Annotated in this window: 21 protein-coding genes; 10 read left to right on the top strand and 11 right to left on the bottom strand. The window is 68.8% G+C overall.

Features of this window, described 5'->3' with window-relative positions; translation table 11 throughout:
• Positions 1-14 precede the first annotated feature (14 nt).
• Complete coding sequence (locus tag AB8O64_RS00860; RefSeq protein WP_370417222.1) at positions 15-536, bottom strand: MarR family winged helix-turn-helix transcriptional regulator; 522 nt, start codon at positions 534-536, stop codon at positions 15-17.
• Positions 537-710: 174 nt separating this feature from the next.
• On the opposite strand from AB8O64_RS00860, the gene AB8O64_RS00855 reads away from it, so the two are divergent.
• The 6 genes from AB8O64_RS00855 (at position 711) to AB8O64_RS00830 (ending at position 8,094) form a co-directional block, all read left to right on the top strand.
• Positions 711-2,306 carry an MFS transporter gene (locus AB8O64_RS00855; RefSeq protein ID WP_370417220.1) on the top strand — a complete coding sequence of 532 codons (1,596 nt, stop codon included), beginning with the start codon at positions 711-713 and terminating at the stop codon, positions 2,304-2,306.
• A 110-nt stretch (positions 2,307-2,416) separates the two neighbouring features.
• On the top strand, positions 2,417-3,445 hold the full coding sequence (tdh, locus tag AB8O64_RS00850) for an L-threonine 3-dehydrogenase (protein WP_370417218.1): 1,029 nt from the start codon (positions 2,417-2,419) through the stop codon (positions 3,443-3,445).
• Between the two features lie 100 nt (positions 3,446-3,545).
• Positions 3,546-4,727, top strand: coding sequence for a glycine C-acetyltransferase (locus AB8O64_RS00845; RefSeq protein WP_370417216.1), 1,182 nt, complete (start codon positions 3,546-3,548; stop codon positions 4,725-4,727).
• On the top strand, positions 4,724-5,638 hold the full coding sequence (locus AB8O64_RS00840) for a LysR family transcriptional regulator (protein WP_356457688.1): 915 nt from the start codon (positions 4,724-4,726) through the stop codon (positions 5,636-5,638). Before AB8O64_RS00845 ends, AB8O64_RS00840 begins: the two co-directional genes overlap by 4 nt.
• Positions 5,639-5,756: 118 nt before the next feature.
• Entirely contained in the window at positions 5,757-6,314 is a 558-nt protein-coding gene (locus AB8O64_RS00835; RefSeq protein ID WP_370417214.1) for a PadR family transcriptional regulator, read from the top strand.
• 58 nt (positions 6,315-6,372) lie between these two features.
• Positions 6,373-8,094: an acyl-CoA dehydrogenase family protein gene (locus tag AB8O64_RS00830; protein WP_370417212.1), complete on the top strand. Its 1,722-nt coding sequence runs from the start codon at positions 6,373-6,375 to the stop codon at positions 8,092-8,094.
• 92 nt (positions 8,095-8,186) lie between these two features.
• Here AB8O64_RS00830 and AB8O64_RS00825 read toward each other — a convergent pair whose 3' ends face one another.
• The 3 genes from AB8O64_RS00825 to AB8O64_RS00815 all read right to left on the bottom strand — a co-directional run bounded on the left by AB8O64_RS00825 (position 8,187) and on the right by AB8O64_RS00815 (position 11,295).
• Positions 8,187-8,786, bottom strand: a complete 600-nt coding sequence (locus AB8O64_RS00825) for a hypothetical protein (RefSeq protein ID WP_370417210.1) — start codon at positions 8,784-8,786, stop codon at positions 8,187-8,189.
• A gap of 227 nt (positions 8,787-9,013) precedes the next feature.
• Positions 9,014-9,934, bottom strand: a complete 921-nt coding sequence (locus AB8O64_RS00820) for an RICIN domain-containing protein (RefSeq protein ID WP_370417208.1) — start codon at positions 9,932-9,934, stop codon at positions 9,014-9,016.
• Between the two features lie 308 nt (positions 9,935-10,242).
• Entirely contained in the window at positions 10,243-11,295 is a 1,053-nt protein-coding gene (locus AB8O64_RS00815) for an alpha/beta hydrolase (RefSeq protein WP_370423758.1), read from the bottom strand.
• A gap of 370 nt (positions 11,296-11,665) precedes the next feature.
• Here AB8O64_RS00815 and AB8O64_RS00810 point away from each other — a divergent pair, with 370 nt between their 5' ends.
• Complete coding sequence (locus tag AB8O64_RS00810) at positions 11,666-11,839, top strand: CsbD family protein (protein WP_209513274.1); 174 nt, start codon at positions 11,666-11,668, stop codon at positions 11,837-11,839.
• A 90-nt stretch (positions 11,840-11,929) separates the two neighbouring features.
• Here AB8O64_RS00810 and AB8O64_RS00805 read toward each other — a convergent pair whose 3' ends face one another.
• From AB8O64_RS00805 to AB8O64_RS00785, 5 genes are all read right to left on the bottom strand, one after another.
• Entirely contained in the window at positions 11,930-12,328 is a 399-nt protein-coding gene (locus AB8O64_RS00805; protein ID WP_370417206.1) for an STAS domain-containing protein, read from the bottom strand.
• A 326-nt stretch (positions 12,329-12,654) separates the two neighbouring features.
• Entirely contained in the window at positions 12,655-12,810 is a 156-nt protein-coding gene (locus AB8O64_RS00800) for a DUF6131 family protein (RefSeq protein ID WP_365376006.1), read from the bottom strand.
• Positions 12,811-12,989: 179 nt separating this feature from the next.
• On the bottom strand, positions 12,990-13,568 hold the full coding sequence (locus AB8O64_RS00795; protein WP_370417203.1) for a YdeI family protein: 579 nt from the start codon (positions 13,566-13,568) through the stop codon (positions 12,990-12,992).
• Positions 13,569-13,631: 63 nt separating this feature from the next.
• Positions 13,632-14,456 (bottom strand): SDR family oxidoreductase, encoded by an 825-nt coding sequence (locus AB8O64_RS00790; protein ID WP_370417201.1) that lies wholly within the window; start codon positions 14,454-14,456, stop codon positions 13,632-13,634.
• 147 nt (positions 14,457-14,603) lie between these two features.
• Positions 14,604-15,140, bottom strand: coding sequence for a hypothetical protein (locus AB8O64_RS00785; RefSeq protein WP_370417199.1), 537 nt, complete (start codon positions 15,138-15,140; stop codon positions 14,604-14,606).
• A 260-nt stretch (positions 15,141-15,400) separates the two neighbouring features.
• Here AB8O64_RS00785 and AB8O64_RS00780 point away from each other — a divergent pair, with 260 nt between their 5' ends.
• The 3 genes from AB8O64_RS00780 (at position 15,401) to AB8O64_RS00770 (ending at position 17,048) form a co-directional block, all read left to right on the top strand.
• Entirely contained in the window at positions 15,401-16,051 is a 651-nt protein-coding gene (locus tag AB8O64_RS00780; protein ID WP_370417197.1) for a GNAT family N-acetyltransferase, read from the top strand.
• Between the two features lie 60 nt (positions 16,052-16,111).
• On the top strand, positions 16,112-16,372 hold the full coding sequence (locus AB8O64_RS00775) for a hypothetical protein (protein WP_370417195.1): 261 nt from the start codon (positions 16,112-16,114) through the stop codon (positions 16,370-16,372).
• 178 nt (positions 16,373-16,550) lie between these two features.
• Positions 16,551-17,048, top strand: coding sequence for a peptidylprolyl isomerase (locus AB8O64_RS00770; protein ID WP_356457962.1), 498 nt, complete (start codon positions 16,551-16,553; stop codon positions 17,046-17,048).
• Positions 17,049-17,160: 112 nt separating this feature from the next.
• Here the strand turns inward: AB8O64_RS00770 and AB8O64_RS00765 are convergent, their stop codons facing one another.
• Positions 17,161-17,958 carry a matrixin family metalloprotease gene (locus tag AB8O64_RS00765; RefSeq protein WP_370417193.1) on the bottom strand — a complete coding sequence of 266 codons (798 nt, stop codon included), beginning with the start codon at positions 17,956-17,958 and terminating at the stop codon, positions 17,161-17,163.
• A 219-nt stretch (positions 17,959-18,177) separates the two neighbouring features.
• A complete protein-coding gene (locus tag AB8O64_RS00760; RefSeq protein ID WP_370417191.1) occupies positions 18,178-18,897 on the bottom strand; it encodes a GntR family transcriptional regulator in 720 nt (239 codons plus the stop codon).
• Between the last annotated feature and the right edge of the window lie 13 nt (positions 18,898-18,910).

The following is an 18,910-nucleotide window of genomic DNA, read 5'->3' as shown; positions in this document are numbered from 1 at the left end:
GGCGTCCCGACGCGTCAGGCGGTCTCCGACGAAGGGCGGCTGCCCGGGCGGCACTCCCGGTATTCGTTCGTCAGCAGCGCGTCCATGGTCCCGCGGAGGTGGCCGATGAAGTCCTCGAACCCCTGGAGCTGCTCGGGGGTGTACCGCGCCATCTCCGCGGCCATGCGCTCGGCGTAGGGGCCGAAGAACTCCACTGCCCGCGGCCTGATGTCGGGGCTGCTGCGCAGGGTCACGATTCTGCGGTCGGTGTGCTCGCGGGTGCGGACGATGTGCCCTGCCCGTTCGAGGCGGTTCAGCAGGATGGTCGTCGCGCCGGACGACAGGGAAACGCGCTCGCCCAGCCGGGCGGGGGAGAGGGGGGAGCCCTTGTCCTCGGCGTACAGGATCTCGGCCAGTGCCGCGGCGTCGGTGGAGTGCAGCCCCAGCCAGGTCGCGAAGCGCTGGGTGAACTCGGTGTAGTTGGCGCCGAACGCGCGCAGCCCCTCCATGAGGCGGTCGCGCCGCGCCTCGAGGTCGCCGGACTTCGGATTCTCCATGCGCGTGCTCCCCTTTCCGGTCCGCGCGGGCGACTCACACGCGCGGGTGATGTGATCCACCGCTCGGTTGACAACCTACCCTGCCCGAAATAGCTTTGCCGCAAAGCTATCTACCTTTGTGGCAAAGGCATTCAGGGCGGAGTCATCGTGGACGGCACAGCACAATCCCCTCTCATGAGCCGATGGTTAGGACTCATCGCCGTATCTCTGGGCGTGGCCCTCATCGTCGTGGACATCACCATCGTCAACGTGATCCTCGCCCCGATCATCGAGGACCTCTCGATCGGCGCGGTCGAGGCCCAATGGATCCAGGAGTCCTACGCGATCGTCTTCGCCGCGCTGCTCCTGCTCACCGGACGCCTGTCCGACCTCCAGGGCGCCCGTAAGATCTTCCTCACCGGCATCGGCGTGTTCGGCGCGACCAGCGTGATGGCCGCCCTCGCACCGAACGCCGGCCTGCTGATCCTGGCCCGGTTCCTGCAGGGCATCGGCGGCGCCATGATCCTGCCGACGTCATTGGCCCTGGTGAACGCGTCGTTCACCGGCAAGGCACGAGGGCAGGCCTTCGCGGTCTGGGGATCGACGATCGGCGCCGCGGCGGCCGTCGGCCCGCTGTTGGGCGGCTGGCTCGCGGACTTCTCCTGGCGCTGGGCCTTCGGCGTCAACCTCCCGCTCGTGGCACTGATCACCGCGGGCGTGCTGCTCCACCTGCCCGCGTCGCCCCGCACCCGGGGGCGTGTCGACGTTCTCGGCGGCGCCCTGTCGACGATCGGGCTCGGCCTTCTCGCGTTCGCGCTGATCGAAGGACGCACCTACGGCTGGTTGACCACCACCGAGCCGCTGACCGTCGGCGCTCTGTCGTGGAGCGGCGGCCCCTCGCCGGTCCTCGTCGCCTTCCTCGTGTCAGCTCTGGCCCTGTTCGCCTTCTGGCGTCGGCAGACAGTGCTCGGCCGCACGGGCGGTGAGCCGCTGATGGACGTCCGGCTGTTCTCGATCCCCTCGTTCCGCAACGGCAACGTCGTGACGCTGGTCGTCGGCATCGGAGAGTTCGGCATCATCGCCGTGCTGCCGCTGTGGTTGCAGTTCGCGCTGGACTACAGCGTGTTCCAGGCGGGGCTCGCCCTCGTCGCCCTCGCCGCGGGCAGCTTCTGCGCCAGCGGGGCGAGCTTCTCGATGCCCGCTCCGCCGCTCGTGCACGTACGGACCGGGCTCCTCCTGGAGCTCGCGGGCCTGGTGCTGCTGGGGCTGACCGCCGCCACCGACAGCGCCTGGTGGCTGATCGCGCTCGCGTTGTTCGTCTACGGAGTCGGCGTCGGGTTCGCCACCGCGCAGGTCACCAATGTCGTCCTCGCGGACGTACCCGCCCCGAGCGCCGGACAGGGATCGGGCGTGCAGAGCGCGGCCCGCGAGCTGGGATCCGCCCTCGGCATCGCCGTACTCACCACCCTGTTCTTCAGCACACTCGCCACCACCCTGCATGACCGCCTCACCCGCTCCGGTCTCCCGGGCCAGGACGCCGAACGGCTCGGCACGGTCGTGACGGAGAGCGCCGGATCGGCGATCCCCTCGCTCTCGGCCGATCCGCGGACCGCGGCGGTCGCCGACGCCGCACGCGAGGCGATGACCACCGGGCTCGCGGTCTCCGCCTACGTCTGCGCGGGACTCCTGGCGCTGGCTCTCGTGGCCACCGTCTCCATCGCCCCGAGGGCCACGACCACCGCCACCGATGAGCACGAGCCCGCACGCCGGGAGCCGACCCCGCGCGCGTGAAGCTCCGCTGTTGACCCGGTTAAGAAATCCTCGATGGACGGAGCCCCTCCGGCCCGTCAGATTGGTACGCGTTCGTCGTCGGCCCTTTCACCACGCCTGGAGCCACAGCCATGAAGGCACTTGTCAAGCAGCACGCCGAGCCCGGGCTGTGGCTGATGGACGTACCGGAGCCGGAGACGGGCCCGGGCGATGTGCTGATCAAGGTGCTCCGCACCGGCATCTGCGGCACGGACCTGCACATCCGGTCCTGGGACGGCTGGGCGCAGCAGGCCGTCACCACGCCGCTCGTGCTCGGTCACGAGTTCGTGGGGGAGGTCGCGGCCGTCGGCGCGGACGTGGCGGACATCGCGGTCGGCGACCTGGTGAGCGGCGAGGGTCACCTGGTGTGCGGGAAGTGCCGCAACTGTCTGGCCGGCCGTCGCCACCTGTGCCGCTCCACCGTCGGACTCGGCGTCGGCCGCAACGGCGCCTTCGCCGAGTACGTGGCCCTGCCCGCGTCCAACGTCTGGGTGCACCGCACCAAGGTGGACCTGGACGTCGCCGCGATCTTCGACCCGTTCGGCAACGCCGTGCACACCGCGCTCTCCTTCCCGCTCGTCGGAGAGGACGTACTGATCACCGGTGCGGGCCCGATCGGCATCATGGCGGCGGCCGTCGCCCGGCACGCCGGCGCGCGCAATGTCGTGATCACCGATGTCAGCGAGTCCCGCCTGGCCATCGCCCGCAAGGTCGGCGCGACCCTGGCGCTCAACGTCGCCGAGTCGGACATCGCCGACGCGCAGCGGCAGTTGGGCCTCAAGGAGGGCTTCGACATCGGCCTGGAGATGTCGGGCCGCCCCGAGGCCATGCGGGACATGGTCGCGAACATGACGCACGGCGGCCGGATCGCCATGCTCGGCCTGCCCGCCGAGGAGTTCGCGGTCGACTGGTCAAAGATCGTCACCTCGATGATCACGGTCAAGGGCATCTACGGCCGTGAGATGTACGAGACGTGGTACGCGATGACCGTCCTGCTGGAGGGCGGGCTCGACCTCAGCCCCGTGATCACCGGCAAGTACGGCTACCAGGCCTTCGACGAGGCCTTCGACGAGGCCGCCACCGCACGCAGCGGCAAGATCATCCTTGACTGGACGACCTGAGCCACCGACGGGGCCCCGTCCCGCCCTGCTCCGTCCTCCCGAACCGGGCCGCGCCCCGGCCCCCGGTCCCGCAGAACCACCGCCAGGAGAGAATCCCCGCATGTACGCATCCGTCCGCGACGACCTGCGCACCACCCTTGACGAGATCCGCACCGCCGGTCTCTACAAGCCCGAGCGCGTCATCGGCACCCCGCAGAGCTCCTCCGTCGCCGTCGCGTCCGGCGACGTGCTCAACTTCTGCGCCAACAACTACCTCGGCCTCGCCGACCACCCCGACGTGGTCGCCGCCGCCAAGGACGCGCTCGACCGCTGGGGCTACGGCATGGCCTCCGTGCGCTTCATCTGCGGCACCCAGGAGATCCACAAGGAGCTGGAGCAGCGGCTCTCCGCCTTCCTGGGCCAGGAGGACACGATCCTCTACTCCTCCTGCTTCGACGCCAACGGCGGCGTCTTCGAGACGCTCCTCGGTCCTGAGGACGCGGTCATCTCCGACGCCCTCAACCACGCCTCGATCATCGACGGCATCCGTCTTTCCAAGGCCCGCCGGCACCGCTACGCCAACCGTGACCTCGCGGACCTGGAGCAGCAGCTCAAGGAGACCCAGGACGCCCGCCGCCGGCTCATCGTCACCGACGGCGTCTTCTCGATGGACGGGTACGTCGCCCCGCTCGCCGAGATCTGCGACCTGGCCGACCGGTACGACGCCATGGTCATGGTCGACGACTCGCACGCCGTCGGCTTCGTCGGCCCCGGTGGCCGCGGCACCCCCGAGCTGCACGGCGTCATGGACCGCGTCGACATCATCACCGGCACCCTCGGCAAGGCGCTCGGCGGCGCCTCCGGCGGCTATGTCGCCGCCCGGGCCGAGATCGTCGAGCTGCTGCGCCAGCGCTCGCGCCCGTACCTCTTCTCCAACTCCCTCGCCCCGGTGATCGCCGCCGCGTCGATCAAGGTCCTCGACCTGCTGGAGTCGGCCGGTGAGCTGCGCGAGCGCCTGAGCGCCAACACCGAGCTCTTCCGCACGAAGATGACGGAGGCGGGATTCGAGATCCTGCCCGGCGACCACGCCATCGCCCCCGTGATGATCGGCGACGCGGCCGAGGCCGGCCGGATGGCCGAGCTGCTGCTCGAGCGCGGTGTGTACGTGATCGGCTTCTCCTACCCCGTCGTCCCCATGGGCGCGGCCCGGATCCGTGTCCAGCTCTCCGCCGCGCACTCCACCGCCGACGTGGAGCGGGCCGTGGCGGCGTTCGTCGACGCCCGCGCGACAATGGCTGGGTGATCGACCCCCGAAGGCTGCGCATACTGCGAGCCGTGGCGGACCACCGGACGGTGACCGCCGCGGCCGCGGCGCTGTATCTGACCCCCTCCGCCGTCTCCCAGCAGCTCGCCGCACTGGAGCAGGAGACCGGCCACACCCTGCTGACCCGCAGCGGCAGGGGCGTACGGCTGACCGCCGCCGGCGACATCCTGCTCGCCCATGCCAACGCCGTACTCGTCCAGCTGGAGCGCGCCGAGGCCGAGCTCGCGGCGTACGCGGGCGGGACGGCCGGCGAGGTGCGGGTGGTGGCCTTCGCGACAGGTATCGCGGAGGTACTGGCCCCGGCCATCGGCCGGCTCGCCGACCGCCACCCCGACCTGCGGATACGGGTGCGGGACGCCGAGGGCGAGGAGAGTCTGCGGCTGGTGCTCGACGGGGAGGCCGACGTCGTGCTGGCCGTCGAGTACCGGGGCTCGCCGGGCGAGGACGACCGGCGCCTGGCACGCGTACCGCTCTACGCGGAGCCGTTCGATGCCGTTCTGCACACCTCGCACCCCCTCGGGCAGGGCGCGTACGTCGCGCTCGCCGAGCTGGCGGACAGCGACTGGATCGGCCCCTACCCCGGCAACCCCTGCCATGACGTGATGCTGCTCGCCTGCGAGCTCGCGGGGTTCCAGCCACGCCTCGTGCACTCCTCGGACGACTTCCGTGCCGTCGTCGCGCTGGCGGGGGCAGGGGCCGGGGTGGCGCTCGTACCGCGCTCCGCGCTGCGCGGCATGGAGCTCAAGGACACCGTGGTACGCCCTGTGACGGGCCCGGCGGCGACCCGCCGGGTGTTCGCCGCCGTACGCCGGGGGGCCGAACACCATCCGCTGATCAGACCGGTGCTGGACGCGCTGGCGGCATCGGCGGCCGGACTCTCCATCGACTGACACACACCCCTGGGAGGACGTCCCCCGGGCGGACCGTCGCTCCGCCCGGCGGTGGGTGAGCCGTGTCTCATCCAGGCGGTCTTGTCTATGCAACGAGTTGCATAGGAAGATCCGGGCTATGGCGCTCGAGCACGCGATCCTCGTTTCCCTGCTGGAGAAGCCGGGCTCCGGCTATGAGCTGGCCCGGCGCTTCGAGCGGTCCATCGGCTACTTCTGGACCGCCACCCACCAGCAGATCTACCGCGTTCTCAAGCGTATGGAGGGCGACGGCTGGATCGATGTCCGCGAGGTGCCGCAGCAAGGCCGTCCGGACAAGAAGGAGTACTCCGTCGCCCCCGACGGCCGGACCGCCCTCTCCCAATGGCTTCACGAGCCGATCGAACCCGAGAGCGTCCGGCACGACCTCGCCGTGAAGATCCGGGGCGCGGCCTTCGACGACCCGGCCGCGCTGATCCACGAGGTCGAACGGCACCACCGGGAGCACACCGACCGGCTCGCGCACTACCTCGCGGGGGAGCTGCGCGACTTCACCGGACCCGAGGCCCCCCGAACACCCGACGCCGGTCAGGAACTGCAGCACGCCGTGCTGCGCGGCGGCATCGCCTACGAGCGGATGATGCTCGCCTGGCTCGACGACGTCCTCGCCACTCTTCACCGGCTCCGTCCCGAGCGCTGAACCCTCTCCTACCCGCCCTCGACATCCGTCAACTGCCCAGCAGGAAAGGCGAACACCCATGGCTGACCCGCTTCTGTTCAACCCGCGCACCTACGACCCGGCGCACTTCGACCCCGAGACCCGCAGGCTGCTGCGCGCCACCGTGGACTGGTTCGAGGAGCGCGGCAAGCGCAAGCTGATCGAGGACTACCGCTCCCGTGCCTGGCTGGCGGACTTCCTCGCGTTCTCCGCCAAGGAGGGGCTGTTCGCGACCTTCCTCACCCCGGCCTCCGCCGCCGACGGGCAGCAGGACAAGCGCTGGGACACCGCCCGGATCGCCGCCCTCAACGAGATCTTCGGCTTCTACGGGCTCGACTACTGGTACGCCTGGCAGGTGACCATCCTGGGTCTCGGCCCGGTCTGGCAGAGCGACAACGCCGCCGCCCGGGCCCGCGCCGCGGAACTCCTCGCCCAGGGGGAGGTGTTCGCCTTCGGACTGTCCGAGAAGTCCCACGGCGCGGACATCTACTCCACCGACATGCTGCTGGAGCCCGACGGCGACGGTGGCTTCCTTGCCAGCGGCTCCAAGTACTACATCGGCAACGGCAACGCCGCCGGGCTCGTCTCCGTCTTCGGCCGCCGCACCGACGTCGAAGGCCCCGACGGCTATGTCTTCTTCGCCGCCGACAGCCGCCACCCGGCGTACCACCTCGTCAAGAACGTCGTCGACTCCTCGAAGTACGTCAGCGAGTTCCGCCTCGAGAACTACCCGGTCGGCCCCGACGACGTGCTGCACACCGGCCGTGCCGCCTTCGACGCCGCACTCAACACCGTCAACGTCGGCAAGTTCAACCTATGCACCGCCTCCATCGGCATCTGCGAGCACGCGATGTACGAGGCCGTCACCCACGCGCACAACCGCATCCTCTACGGCCGCCCCGTCACCGCCTTCCCGCACGTGCGCCGCGAGCTGACCGACGCCTACGTCCGGCTCGTCGGAATGAAGCTGTTCAGCGACCGCGCGGTCGACTACTTCCGCTCGGCCGGCCCCGACGACCGCCGCTACCTCCTCTTCAACCCCATGACGAAGATGAAGGTGACCACGGAGGGCGAGAAGGTCATCGACCTGATGTGGGACGTCATCGCGGCCAAGGGCTTCGAGAAGGACACCTACTTCGCCCAGGCCGCCACGGAGATACGCGGGCTGCCCAAGCTGGAGGGCACGGTCCACGTCAACCTCGCGCTGATCCTCAAGTTCATGGGCAACCACCTGCTGAACCCGGCCGAGTACGCCCCGGTGCCGACCCGCCTGGACGCTGCCGACGACGACTTCCTCTTCCGGCAGGGACCGGCCCGTGGCCTGGGTGCCATCCGCTTCCACGACTGGCGCACCGCCTACGACGCGTACGCCGAGGTGCCCAACGTCCGCCGCTTCCGGGAGCAGGCGGACGCGCTGTGCGCGTTCGTCACCACCGCCGCCCCCGATGAGGAGCAGAGCCGCGACCTCGACCTCCTCCTCGCCGTTGGCCAGCTGTTCGCGCTCGTCGTGCACGGCCAGCTGATCCTGGAGCAGGCGCAGCTGACCGGCCTCGAGGAGGACGTGCTCGACGAGCTGTTCGCCGTCCTCGTCCGCGACTTCTCCGCGCACGCCGTCGAGCTGCACGGCAAGGACTCCGCCACCGAGGACCAGCAGAGCTGGGCCCTCGGTGCCGTCCGGCGCCCCGTCGTCGACGACGCCCGCTCGGCGCGCGTCTGGGAGCGTGTGGAGGCCCTGTCCGGCGCGTACGAGATGAAGCCGTAGCCGTAGGACCGCGGCGACCAGGCCGTCCGGCCTGGTCGAGCCGGTAGCCGCCGTGGACCGCGGGAAGCCGCACTTCCCGCGGCCCACGGACCTCACCGTGCGTAGGAGCCGAGGCCGACCAGGCAGTAGACCACCGAACTGATGGTCCGTCCGTTCAGTGTCCTCTCGGAGGAGAAGGAATACTGCGTGTCGGAGTCGCTGCGGCACCGGCTCATGTCGGTCGTCCCGTGGAAGGTCTGGATCACCCGGTAGTGGGCGTCGGCGGACGAGCAGGCGACCACGTCCACGTCACTCACGCTCACCGGGGTCGTCGAGTCGGGGATGGTTCCGTCCAGGCAGGTGCCGGCGCGGTACGGGCTGGGGGCGACGGGCGGGGTCGTGAGGGCAGGGCCGGTGCCCGGGTCATGGGTAGCGGAATCCGGGTGGCCCGTGTCGTCGCCCGTGCCGCTGGAGGTCGGGGCAGTGGCGCCGGCGCCCGGGCCCGATGCCGAGGGTGAGGAATCGCCTTGGCGGGTCAGAAGGACGACGACGGCCAACAGTACGCCGAGCGCCACCAGGACGAACAAGGGCCTGGCCAGAGGGCTGCCGGTGAAGGCCCGTCGCGGCCCCGGCTGCGCGTCGGTGACACGGATACGGATGAAGGTCGTCTCGCCCGTAGCGGTGGAGACCTTGATGAGGTTGTTGTCCCGCACAGGTGGAATGCGCAGGTTGACCGGGCCTGTCGGAAGGTCGACGACTCTGATGACGCCAGAGGCCGCTTCGTTCGGGGTCAGCCATAAAGGGACTTCTGTCGGCACCGGTCACTCCATGGAGGGCTCGGGGATGGTGCGCGCAGGCGCGGCCATCTCGGTGGACTCCCCGAATTGTCTTCGGAAAGCCGCCTGTTGCCCAGCCCCAGCCGGGCAACAGGACCGAGCGGTCAGGTGCAGGAGGTGAAGGTCGGGCTGGTGTTCGCGACGTACATGGTGGCGCCGCCGGTGGGGTCGTCCTTGAGGGGGACGGTGATGGTGTCCTCAGCCGTCCAGGGGAGGCCGTGTGCGTCGAACGTCCAGGTGCCGGTCACCTTCTTCGCCAGCACCGACAGGGTCACCCAGCCGTACTGCTTGGGCGGTACGGAGACCGTGACCGTGTTGTTGACGGTCTTGGAGCCCTGCCAGACCTGAATGAAGTCCAGTTGCGAGCTGACGACCGCCATGACTCCCGGCATGGACCCGGCGTGGAGCGCCGACGACATGTGGGTCCCGATCGTGTTGCTCCAGCCGGTCATGTCGGTCACCGAGAAACCCTGGGCGATGGGCTCGCTGGTGTTGTTGTACCAGACCGACGACACGCAGACCTTCGGCAGAGGAGCCGCGGCGGCCGTGCGCTTCACTGCCCATGTGCAGCTGGAGGTGTCCTTCTGGCACTGCTTGGCGGCGTGGTCCACGGCCAGGTTCTGGGCCTCCGTGGTGGTGGTCCACCGCTGGTTCGCCGCGCCGTGGCAGTTGGACTTACCGGTCCAGGCGTCGTTGTAATTGGCACTGGCGATGAGGTCGATGCACGAGTTGTCGCTCTGGTTACGGATCATGAAAGCCTTGTCGGCTCCCGCGACCGGCTGGAAGTACCACTTCTGGCTCTGCTGGCCCCTGCAGGTCTGCTGGCGCAGGGCCGGCCAGCTGAGGTCGATGCACTTGCCCGTCGCGTTGTTCACAATGTTGAAGGACGAGTCGGTCGAATCGACGCTCAGACGCCAGGTCTGGTGGTAGCCGGGCGCAGAGTTGGTGACGATGATGGCCCCGTCACCGGTCGAGCCGTTCTGCACGTCGAGCGCGCGGCCATTGCTCTGGGATGTGAAGGTCACACACTGGAGCGGGGAAGCACAGTTCTCCGCCGCGTGGGCCTTGGCCGTGGTGGCCGGGGACAGCATGAGCCCCAGAGCGACGCAGCAGGTCGCCAGGACGGCGGCTATGAGTCGCAGGCAGGGAACCGAGGGTCTCGGAACCGGGGTGGATGTCACAGGGCATTCCTTACTGTTCGGGATGGTGTCTCTGTCGACAGGAATGTGCGCAGCGCGGAACGGCCCTTGCCGTGCTGCGTGTGGGGTGGGATCGGGTGCGCCGGGATCATCCGGGCGTCAGGGGCCGACCGGGCGGTCTGCCGCCCGATGTCTCATCCGCGCCGGGCAGCGGGAGCGTGCGCCGGCCCCTGCGACGCGAATGCCGTTTCGAGCCGCGGGACGTAGTCCACGAGGTCCTGTGCCCAGCAGCCGTAGTTGTGGCCGCCGTTGCAGTTCTCGCCCCAGCCGGAGCCGTTGCCGTAGTCCACGTAGTGCGCGGGGTGGTTGAGGGCGTCCAGGCGTTCCTTGGCGTGCTGGGAGGCGGACTGGACCCAGAACTCGGGCTCGGCGGGGTTGCCGCCGCCGTTGCCGGTGTAGATCGTGACGCCCGTGCCGGCCCGGGCCAGGACGTCCATGTGCGCGACCGGGTCCGCCTCGTTCCACCGCCAGTCGGCGTTGAACACCGGATACGGCGTGCCGAAGACCGCGTCGCTGGAGACCGTGGGACCGAAATTGAGCGAGCAGGTGGGGCTGGAGGTGCCGCAGAGCGGGGCGCCGATATTGGTCAGCGTGGCGACGACGGCGGCCCGCATGACGGCGTGGTTGCGCGAGAATTCGTTGGCGCCGGAGAGCGTGGCGACCTGGCTGAAGAGGCCGGGGTGGCGCTGGGCGTAGTGCAGGGCCCCGAAACCGCCCATCGACAGGCCGGCGACGGCCCGCCCCTTCTTCGTCGCGGTGGTCCGCAGGTTCGCGTCGATGAACGGGATGACCTGGTTGATGTGGAAGTTCTCCCAGTTCTGCGCACCGGCGGCGGTGCCCTGGTCCAGCCAGTTGCTGTACCAGCCCCGCAGGCCCCCGTCCGGGATGACCGTGATCATCGACTGGGCCGCGGCCAGGGCGGGGTAGGCCAGGTTCGGGTTGCCCGGGTCGTCGGACGCGCCGTGCAGGAAGTACAGCACCGGATACCTCTTGTCCGGGTTGGCCGCGTAGTCACGAGGCAGCAGGATCCGGATCCGGTGCGCTCCGGCGACCTGGAGCGTGTTGACCGTGACCACGAAGTTGGTGGCCGTACCGGTGGCACCGCCGGCCTGCGTCAGACCGAAACCGTCGGACATCTTCGGCGGACCCGACGCGGCCTCGGCACGCACGGAAGGCGCCCCCAGCATGAGAACGGCGGCTGCCACGGCGATGACGGCCGCCTTCACACCCGGGAGCCGGGTTCTCACGACGCACTCCGGACGACGGCCCCGGGTGTCCGGGGTAACCGCGGTGTGCGTAGGGCCTCTGTGGTGTGGTGGATTGCCATGGCGTGCACGGTAGCCAGGTCCGGACTAATTTTCTACAAGATCACTCCAATACCTTTAACGGCCGATCAGCCCCGTCGTCCTCGCACGTTAGGGGTCCCGAGCGCCGCCTTCTCACTCCTCCCGTCGCGCCCGTCGGACACCGCCTGCGCGCTGGGGTGTTTGCGCACACGACGCGGGGGCAGCCGGAGGATGGCAGCAACGGGGGCGATGAGAAGGGAGTGATCGCATCATGAGCGCAGGAGAGAAGGCCAAGGCCAAGGGCGAGCAGGTCAAGGGCACGGTCAAGAAGGAGGCGGGCCGTGCGGTCGGCAATGAGAGCAAGACCGCCGAAGGCCGGACCGAGAAGTCCAAGGGTGATCTGCGCGAGGCCAAGGAAAAGGCCAAGGACGCCTTCAAGGACTGAGGCATCGCACTCCGCAGGAGTTGGCGGGGCCCAGCCGTCATGGCTGGGCCCCGCTGCCATGAGACAGCGGGGCGGCCCCTCCCGATCCCGTCAGGCGGGGGTGTCCGGCTGCTCCGGTGTGGTGCCGGCCGGTGAGGGAGCGACGAGGTCGAAGCACGCGTCCACCGAGGCCGCGGTGATGATGGCCTGGTCCATGCCGGTCAGGGCGAGTACGTGCCGCACGTGGCCACCGACCGCCGCCAGGGCGATCCCGCCACCGGCTGCCCGGGCGCGCTGCTCGGCGCCGAGGAGGGCGTTCATTCCGCGCGAATCGCAGAACGCGAGCTGAGAGCAGTCCAGAACGATCCAACGGTGCCCGCCATCCAGCACCTCGGTCATGGCCGCGGCCAGGACCGCCTCACTGTCCAGGTCGAGCTCACCCGTCAGCCGGAGCACGGCTTGCTCCTCCTGCTCCCGGCTCGCGGGGAGGACCACCAGCCTGGTGTTCACCGCTCCTGCCTCCTCGATCGACGCGGTCGCGGCGCACAACAAAGTCTCCCCGCGACGCACTAAAAACTACCTCACCTGAGGTAGATATATTACGGGTCGGGGATTAATTTTCGGTTAGGGGGCAGATGGCTTCCCGCCATCGTGCGCACGGGCGCGTGTCCCGTCCGCACGTCCGAGACGCGAAGCCTCTGCCGAGCGCACCGAAGTGCGCTGCGGCGAGGCTTCGCTACTCGACTGGTGACCGAATCGCATCGTGTTGCGGCAAGCGGAGGTGAGGCCACCGGAGGCTGCGCGTCAGCGCTCTCCGGTCGGCAGACAGTGGTCCTCTACCAGTAGTGCCGCCGCCCGCCGACGGCATGTCCGACCGCGCCGAGGATCCACAGGGCCGCGCCGATGACGAGCAGAACGATCCCGATGGTCCACAGGATGGCGATGTCGGCGAGGAAGCCGATGATGAGCAGAATGACTCCGAGGGCGATCACGGTGTCCTCCGATCTCGCGAGGTGCAGGCTCAGTTCCACTATGTGCCGCGTCGGGTCCCACCGCAACGGATACTTTTGGGTGAGTATGCTCAGATGAGCGGCAGGGGGCGGAAGAGCCTGATTCTGCCGGGCGAGGACCGGCGTGCCCCCGGATATCACCGAACTCGCACATGATCGGACTATCCCGGTACTTCACCCGTCGCCAGTGTCTTCAGGGCCTTCTCGAGCCGGAGCTTCCTGGTCCTCGGGGTGCGAGCCTGGAGCAACGGCAGGATCATCAGATAGCGCCCGGTCCTGTCGAGTGCCTCGAACGCCTTCATGGCAGCGGGGTTCGCATCGAGCGCCGCCGCGAGATCGGGCGGCACCGTCGCCGTCTTCTGCGACTCGTAGGCACCGGCCCATCGCCCGTCCTGCTGTGCTTTGCGCACCTCCGCCAGCCCGGGTTCGCGCATCCGCCCCGCGGCCGTCAGCATCGCGACCTTGTCCACGTTCACCTGTGACCACAGGCTTCCGGGCCGACGGGGCACGTACTTCTGCAGGTAGTACTGCTCGTCGAAGGACCGCCGTTGCCCTGAGATCCAGCCGTAGCACAGCCCGATGTCGACCAACTCGTCGTCGGTGACCGTCGGAATACCTGACTTCTTCTTGGCTGTCTTGATCCACACACCCTCGTGGCGGGGGTAGTGCTCGGCCAGCCAGCTCTCGAACGCCTCGGCGTCGAGGAAGGCGATGACCTCCACCCCGTCGATGTCATCCATGCGTTTCAGGCTATCGCCCGCCTGGAGCGCGCCCCGGCCCCGCGGGCAGAGCCCGGGGCTCGGCTACCGGCGGAGATCCCAGACGGCGGCCTGTTGCTTCTTCGTCTCGTCGATGCGGTCGGCCGGCAGGAAGTTGCGATAGAGGCCGGAATCCTCCTCGGCAAGCCGCACGAACAGCTCGACGATTTCCTCCGGGGCCTTCTGGTTCTCGCCGGTCAGCTCGCCGTAGTCGTCGGTGAGGTGGACGTCGACGCCGAGGTCCGTCGTGAACCGCTCGGCGCTGAAGCTGCTCCCGGGGTCGAACCAGGTGCGCAGGGAGTTGCCCATCCGGTCGTTGAAGCCCGTTTGATACGGACCGGGATTGATGGTGGCGACCTGCACGCCCAGCGGTTTGAGTTCGTCGTGGAGGGCCTGGGCGATCGACTCGATCGCGTACTTGGAGGCACAGTAGGGGGCGAGATAAGGGTTGGTCGTCAGACCGGCGATCGAGGACAGCCAGACAATGCGTCCACTTCCCCGTTCGGCCATCTGCCGGGCGAATCCCTGGGTGAGGGCGAGGTTGCCGAAGACGTTGACCTCGAAGACTTTCCGAATGAGGTCCAACGGCATCTCCGACAGCGGCCCCATCTCGCCGATGGCGGCGTTGTTGAAGAGAACGTCGATGTCCCAGGTGTGGGCATGACGTCGGTGGAGCTCGTTGGTGACATCGAGGTTCTCCACCTGTAGCTCGACGCCGCGTTCCTTCGCCGCGTCGATGAGGCCGGTCATCTGCGGCCGGTTCTCGGTGGCAGCGATGACATGGTGGCCGCGCTCGGCCAGGCGCAGAGAGGCACTACGGCCGAACCCGGAGCCTGCCCCGGTGATCAGGATGCGCTTGCCGTCGGGCATGAGGGTTCCTCCGAAGAATGGGCAGACCCTGACCGGGCCCGGGGAAGGGCGGCGACCCGCCGAGGGGAACGGGCCGCCGTCACGTCGGACCGATCACCACCGCCTCACCCGCGTGTGGGTGTGGCACCGGCGACCGCCTCGGCCGGCTCACTTCGGGTCAGGCATGATCCAGAGCTTGGTGCCGAACTTCCCCTGCGTCTCGTCGTTGTTGAGCTTCTCGAAGTCGGTGAGCTTCTGCTTGGCGAACTTCTCCAGGCCCGCGGTGTCCGAGTACTCGGCCTTGGGCTTTCCCTTGAGCTTGGTGGTGACGGTGTTGACGGCCTTGGCGTGGGCCGCAGGGTCCTTGCACATCTTCCGCCGGGTGACGGGATTGAACTCGCGCGTGCCGTAGAGGCTTTGCCGTACCTCGCCGGCGATGGTCTTGGTGTTGTCCTTGAGGGCGTAGGGAGCGCGGTCTTCGATCGCCGAGTACTTCTCGTACCACGTCTTGGTGCGGTCCTTCGGGCTGCAGACGAAGTTGAAGATGGCTACAGCGCGGTCGGCGTAGGAGTCGTCGTACACCGGTGCTGCCACGGCAGTGGTGGGCGTCGCGGTGATGGCCAGGCATGTCAGCGCGGTAGCGGTCACTCCCGTGCGCAGTCCCGAGGCGACGAGCCGCGTGTGGCTCCGGAGAAGGGATTTCATGAGGTGAATATCCTTGTCTCGACGAGAATCTCATGTGATGAGCGGGGCCGGGCGGCGGCGAGGCGCACGGACGGCCCCGACGGGGCGGTACGACCCGAACGACCCTATGCAGGCGCCACGGTTCCGGAGCGCTGCCGCACGGGCAAGGTCACCCATGCAGCGGGTCACCTGCCGGTGGCTGCCGCCATGATGGAACCGGGCCCCTCGCCGGCCCGGTAAATCCGGTGGCGGACCGGGCCGCCGGTGGTGAGGATTCCCGCATGCGCAACTTCCTGGAAACCGGCCGGCTCGTCCTCCGTGCGTTCACCGAGGCCGACGCCGGCCATCTGCTCGCACTCGATGGCGACCCCGACGTGATGCGCTTCATCAACGGTGGCCGGCCGACGGATCGCGAGGCGATCGAGTCCCATACCGTCCCGAGGCTCCTCCGCTCGTACCCCTGCCTCGGCGGCCGAGGCTACTGGGCGGCGGAGGAGAAGGTCACCGGCACCTTTCTGGGCTGGTTCGAATTCCGGCCGCTGGCCGAGCACAGCCCCGCCGTGGTCGAACTCGGCTACCGGCTGAACAAGGCCGCGTGGGGCAGCGGCTATGCCACGGAAGGGTCGCGGGCCCTGATCGACAAGGGCTTCACGGGCCTCGGAGTGGAACGGGTGACCGCCAACACCATGGCCGTCAACGCACGGTCCCGGCGTGTCATGGAGAAGGCCGGCCTGTCCTTCGTCCGGAGCTTCACCGGGGACTGGCCGGAGGTGATCGAGGGTTCCGAGCACGGCGAAGTCGAGTACGAACTCACTCGGCCCGACTGGCAGAGGCGGCGGCAGGAGCCGGCTGCGGCGGTCCGCCCCGGGCCCCGAACGGCTGAACGGGCCGGCCTCCGGGCATGCGGAGTGCCCGGGCGTGCCGAAGACTGAGCGAGCCGCGAACCGACCAGGGAACGGCCCGCGTCGCGGCTCGCGAGGATCAGACAGGGAGTGATCGAGTTGCCCCCACCGCACGAATCCGGCTGCGCGATGATGAAGCGCATCGCGAAGGAACTCGAGAAGGAAATCGACCGCACCCGAGAACGAATCGGTGAGCTCCAGGACAAGATCGCGGCCCTTGAGGCGCAAGCGAATCCGGACCAGCAGGAGATCCAGGCTCTCAAGAAGATCGTGGAGCAGCTCCAGAAGAAGCTGGAGGAGGACCAGAGCTCCCTGTCGACGCTCCAGGACGTCATCAGCGAGAACTGCTAGTCGCCACCGCCGGGTGGGGCATGGCAGGATCACGTGCGGTTTGGCATGATTGATCGCTTGTCCTGCCTCCACCGGTCGGCGCCGCGTGCGGGCCGTATGGAGCAACGCGTCACCCGGGTCATGGGCGACCCGCCCATGGGTGCCCAGGGCACGGCCGGAGCCATGACAGGATGTCCTTATGTCTACCAACGTTTTCTTCGACATCACCATTGACGGCGACGCTGCCGGGCGCATCGTCTTCAAGCTGTACGACGACGTCGTTCCCAAGACGGCGCAGAACTTCCGCGAGCTGGCCACCGGCCAGCACGGCTTCGGCTACGAGGGCTCCGGCTTCCACCGCGTCATCCCGGAGTTCATGCTCCAGGGCGGTGACTTCACCCGCGGCGACGGCACCGGCGGCAAGAGCATCTACGGTGAGAAGTTCGCCGACGAGAACTTCAAGCTCAAGCACGACCGGCCGTTCCTGCTGTCCATGGCCAACGCCGGCAAGAACACCAACGGCTCCCAGTTCTTCATCACCACGATCGTGACGTCGTGGCTGGACGGCAAGCACGTGGTGTTCGGCGAGGTCGTCGAGGGCCAGGACCTGGTGACGAAGATCGAGTCCCTGGGCAGCCAGTCCGGCACCCCCCGGGCGAAGGTCGTCATCGCCAAGTCGGGCGTCGTGGGCGAGTAACACCACCTCGTCGCAGGATTCGGGGCCGCGGGCCGGAGACCACTCCTGCCCGCGGCCCCGCGCCTTGCGCCGGGCCCCGTGGCCGAGGGTGCCGCCGTCGCGCCACGGCGCGTCACGCCGCGGGGTAGAGCGTGCGGATTCCGTCGATGTCGTCCTGGGAAAGGGTCCGGTGGACTCCGCTGTAGGTGGGTGCCATGACCGCTGTGGCCACCTGGGAGTGGTCCAGTCCCAGCAGGTGTCCGATCTCGTGCAGTGCGACCGTCTCCGTGTCGAAGGTCATACCGCCGCCGGTCATGCTCCACTTCTCGGCGTCGTCGAAGTGTAGAGCTCCGGCATGGGTCCCACCGCACGGCGGGGGGAAGAACGCGTGGGCGAGCGTATTGCCGATGCCGTCGAAGCTGGACCCGTCGCCATGTGATCCACTGGCCCATCCGACCGCGAAGTCCGCGTCCGAGGAGGTCGTCGCCTCGAAGCCCATGTCGAACAGCGCACGGGCCCAGGTGTCGAAGGCATTCCCGACCGAGCCCCGCTCGTCCTCCGCGGTGATGTCCGGCGTGTCATTGAAGAACCGGTACGTCAGATTTTGTTGCTCATACTTGCAACCTCTCAGTACGAATTCGGCACTGTCGCCGTCCAGTACCCGCTCGACGCTCCGCGTGTCGGGTACTCCGCAGCGGGGCTTCTCCATCGCCTCTATGGTTGCCCGGTCAACCTCACCGGTCTCCTCGAGTCCGAAGAAGCGCTGGAACGTGGTCAGCGCGTCGCTCGTCGCGTCGTCGAGCAGGCCCCGCTGCCCGCTCTCGCGAAGGTAGCCGTAACGTGACAGATACTCCTGGACCTTGACGAGCTCGGGGTCCTCCGCGCCTCTGGTGGCGTGTTCGAGCCCGATCGTGAATCGTTGCTCAGCCATCTCGTCTCCCGGCCTTCGTCCCTGCTCCTGATCCCCCTGTTCCGCCCGGTTCGCTGCGCCCGGGGCTTACTTCCATCGTGGGCATTTCTCCGCGGCTCCGCACTTCGGTGCGCCGGGATCACGCGCGGCGATGACGCACGGCCCGCCGGGTCGTAGAGAGGCGGCCAGTCGGTGCGTGCGGCCAGCAGGTCGGCGAGCACGGGCACCGCCGGGCGGCGGTCATTCCCGGGCGGCGGCAGCGCGTCCCTTCTGCCGCTCGACCGGTCGGTCGGCGCTCGCGCCCTTGGCCCACAGCGAGCGCACATGTCCCAGGTGCCGGGCCATGCACTTCTCGGATCCCTTGGCGTCACCGGCCAGCATCAGATCGAGGAGTTCCAGGTGCTCCTCGGCCGAGTGGATCAGCTCACCGCGCTCGTCCAAGCCGGTCAGCCCGTACAGACGCGAGCGCTTGCGCAGGTCGCTGACGGTTTCGACGAGGCGTTCGTTGCCGGAGAGGGCCAGCAGGGAGAGATGGAACTGGCGGTCCGCTTCCAGATAGCCGATGAGGTCGTGGTCGCGCGCGGCGCGCACGATCTCCTCGGCGACAGGCCGCAGGGCCTCCAGGTCCTCGCGGGCCGCGGTACGGGTGATCCGGCCCGTCATCGGCACCTCGATCAGCGTGCGGATCTCGGTGTACTGGTCGAGGTCGCGCTCGTTGACCTCGGTCACCCGGAAGCCCTTGTTGCGGACCGGCTCGACCAGGCCTTCCCGGGCCAGATCGAGCATGGCCTCGCGTACGGGCGTCGCGGAGATGCCGAAGTCCTCCGCGAGGCCCGGCGCCGAATAGACCTGGCCGGGGCGGAGTTCACCGGAGATCAGGGCGGCCCTCAGGGCGTGGGCGACCTGGTCGCGCAGCCGCTCCGTGGCGGTGATGAGGTTGCGCTGCTTGAGGTGCCCCATGGTGTCCCTTTCG

The sequence above is a fragment of the Streptomyces sp. QH1-20 genome (assembly GCF_041283565.1).
Taxonomy (GTDB): Bacteria; Actinomycetota; Actinomycetes; order Streptomycetales; family Streptomycetaceae; genus Streptomyces; species Streptomyces syringius.
This window is presented reverse-complemented; position numbering and strand designations above follow the sequence as displayed.

Excerpts from the sequence above, each read along its gene's own strand:
- AB8O64_RS00760 (WP_370417191.1), bottom strand. The coding sequence starts at position 18,897 with ATGGGGCACCTCAAGCAGCGCAACCTCATCACCGCCACGGAGCGGCTG.
- AB8O64_RS00790 (WP_370417201.1), bottom strand. The coding sequence starts at position 14,456 with ATGCCCGACGGCAAGCGCATCCTGATCACCGGGGCAGGCTCCGGGTTC.
- AB8O64_RS00860 (WP_370417222.1), bottom strand. The coding sequence starts at position 536 with ATGGAGAATCCGAAGTCCGGCGACCTCGAGGCGCGGCGCGACCGCCTC.
- AB8O64_RS00795 (WP_370417203.1), bottom strand. The coding sequence starts at position 13,568 with ATGGATGACATCGACGGGGTGGAGGTCATCGCCTTCCTCGACGCCGAG.
- AB8O64_RS00765 (WP_370417193.1), bottom strand. The coding sequence starts at position 17,958 with ATGGCTGAGCAACGATTCACGATCGGGCTCGAACACGCCACCAGAGGC.
- AB8O64_RS00785 (WP_370417199.1), bottom strand. The coding sequence starts at position 15,140 with ATGAAATCCCTTCTCCGGAGCCACACGCGGCTCGTCGCCTCGGGACTG.
- AB8O64_RS00855 (WP_370417220.1), top strand. The coding sequence starts at position 711 with ATGAGCCGATGGTTAGGACTCATCGCCGTATCTCTGGGCGTGGCCCTC.
- tdh (WP_370417218.1), top strand. The coding sequence starts at position 2,417 with ATGAAGGCACTTGTCAAGCAGCACGCCGAGCCCGGGCTGTGGCTGATG.
- AB8O64_RS00830 (WP_370417212.1), top strand. The coding sequence starts at position 6,373 with ATGGCTGACCCGCTTCTGTTCAACCCGCGCACCTACGACCCGGCGCAC.
- AB8O64_RS00770 (WP_356457962.1), top strand. The coding sequence starts at position 16,551 with ATGTCTACCAACGTTTTCTTCGACATCACCATTGACGGCGACGCTGCC.
- AB8O64_RS00780 (WP_370417197.1), top strand. The coding sequence starts at position 15,401 with ATGCGCAACTTCCTGGAAACCGGCCGGCTCGTCCTCCGTGCGTTCACC.
- AB8O64_RS00815 (WP_370423758.1), bottom strand. The coding sequence starts at position 11,295 with ATGCTGGGGGCGCCTTCCGTGCGTGCCGAGGCCGCGTCGGGTCCGCCG.
- AB8O64_RS00845 (WP_370417216.1), top strand. The coding sequence starts at position 3,546 with ATGTACGCATCCGTCCGCGACGACCTGCGCACCACCCTTGACGAGATC.
- AB8O64_RS00835 (WP_370417214.1), top strand. The coding sequence starts at position 5,757 with ATGGCGCTCGAGCACGCGATCCTCGTTTCCCTGCTGGAGAAGCCGGGC.
- AB8O64_RS00810 (WP_209513274.1), top strand. The coding sequence starts at position 11,666 with ATGAGCGCAGGAGAGAAGGCCAAGGCCAAGGGCGAGCAGGTCAAGGGC.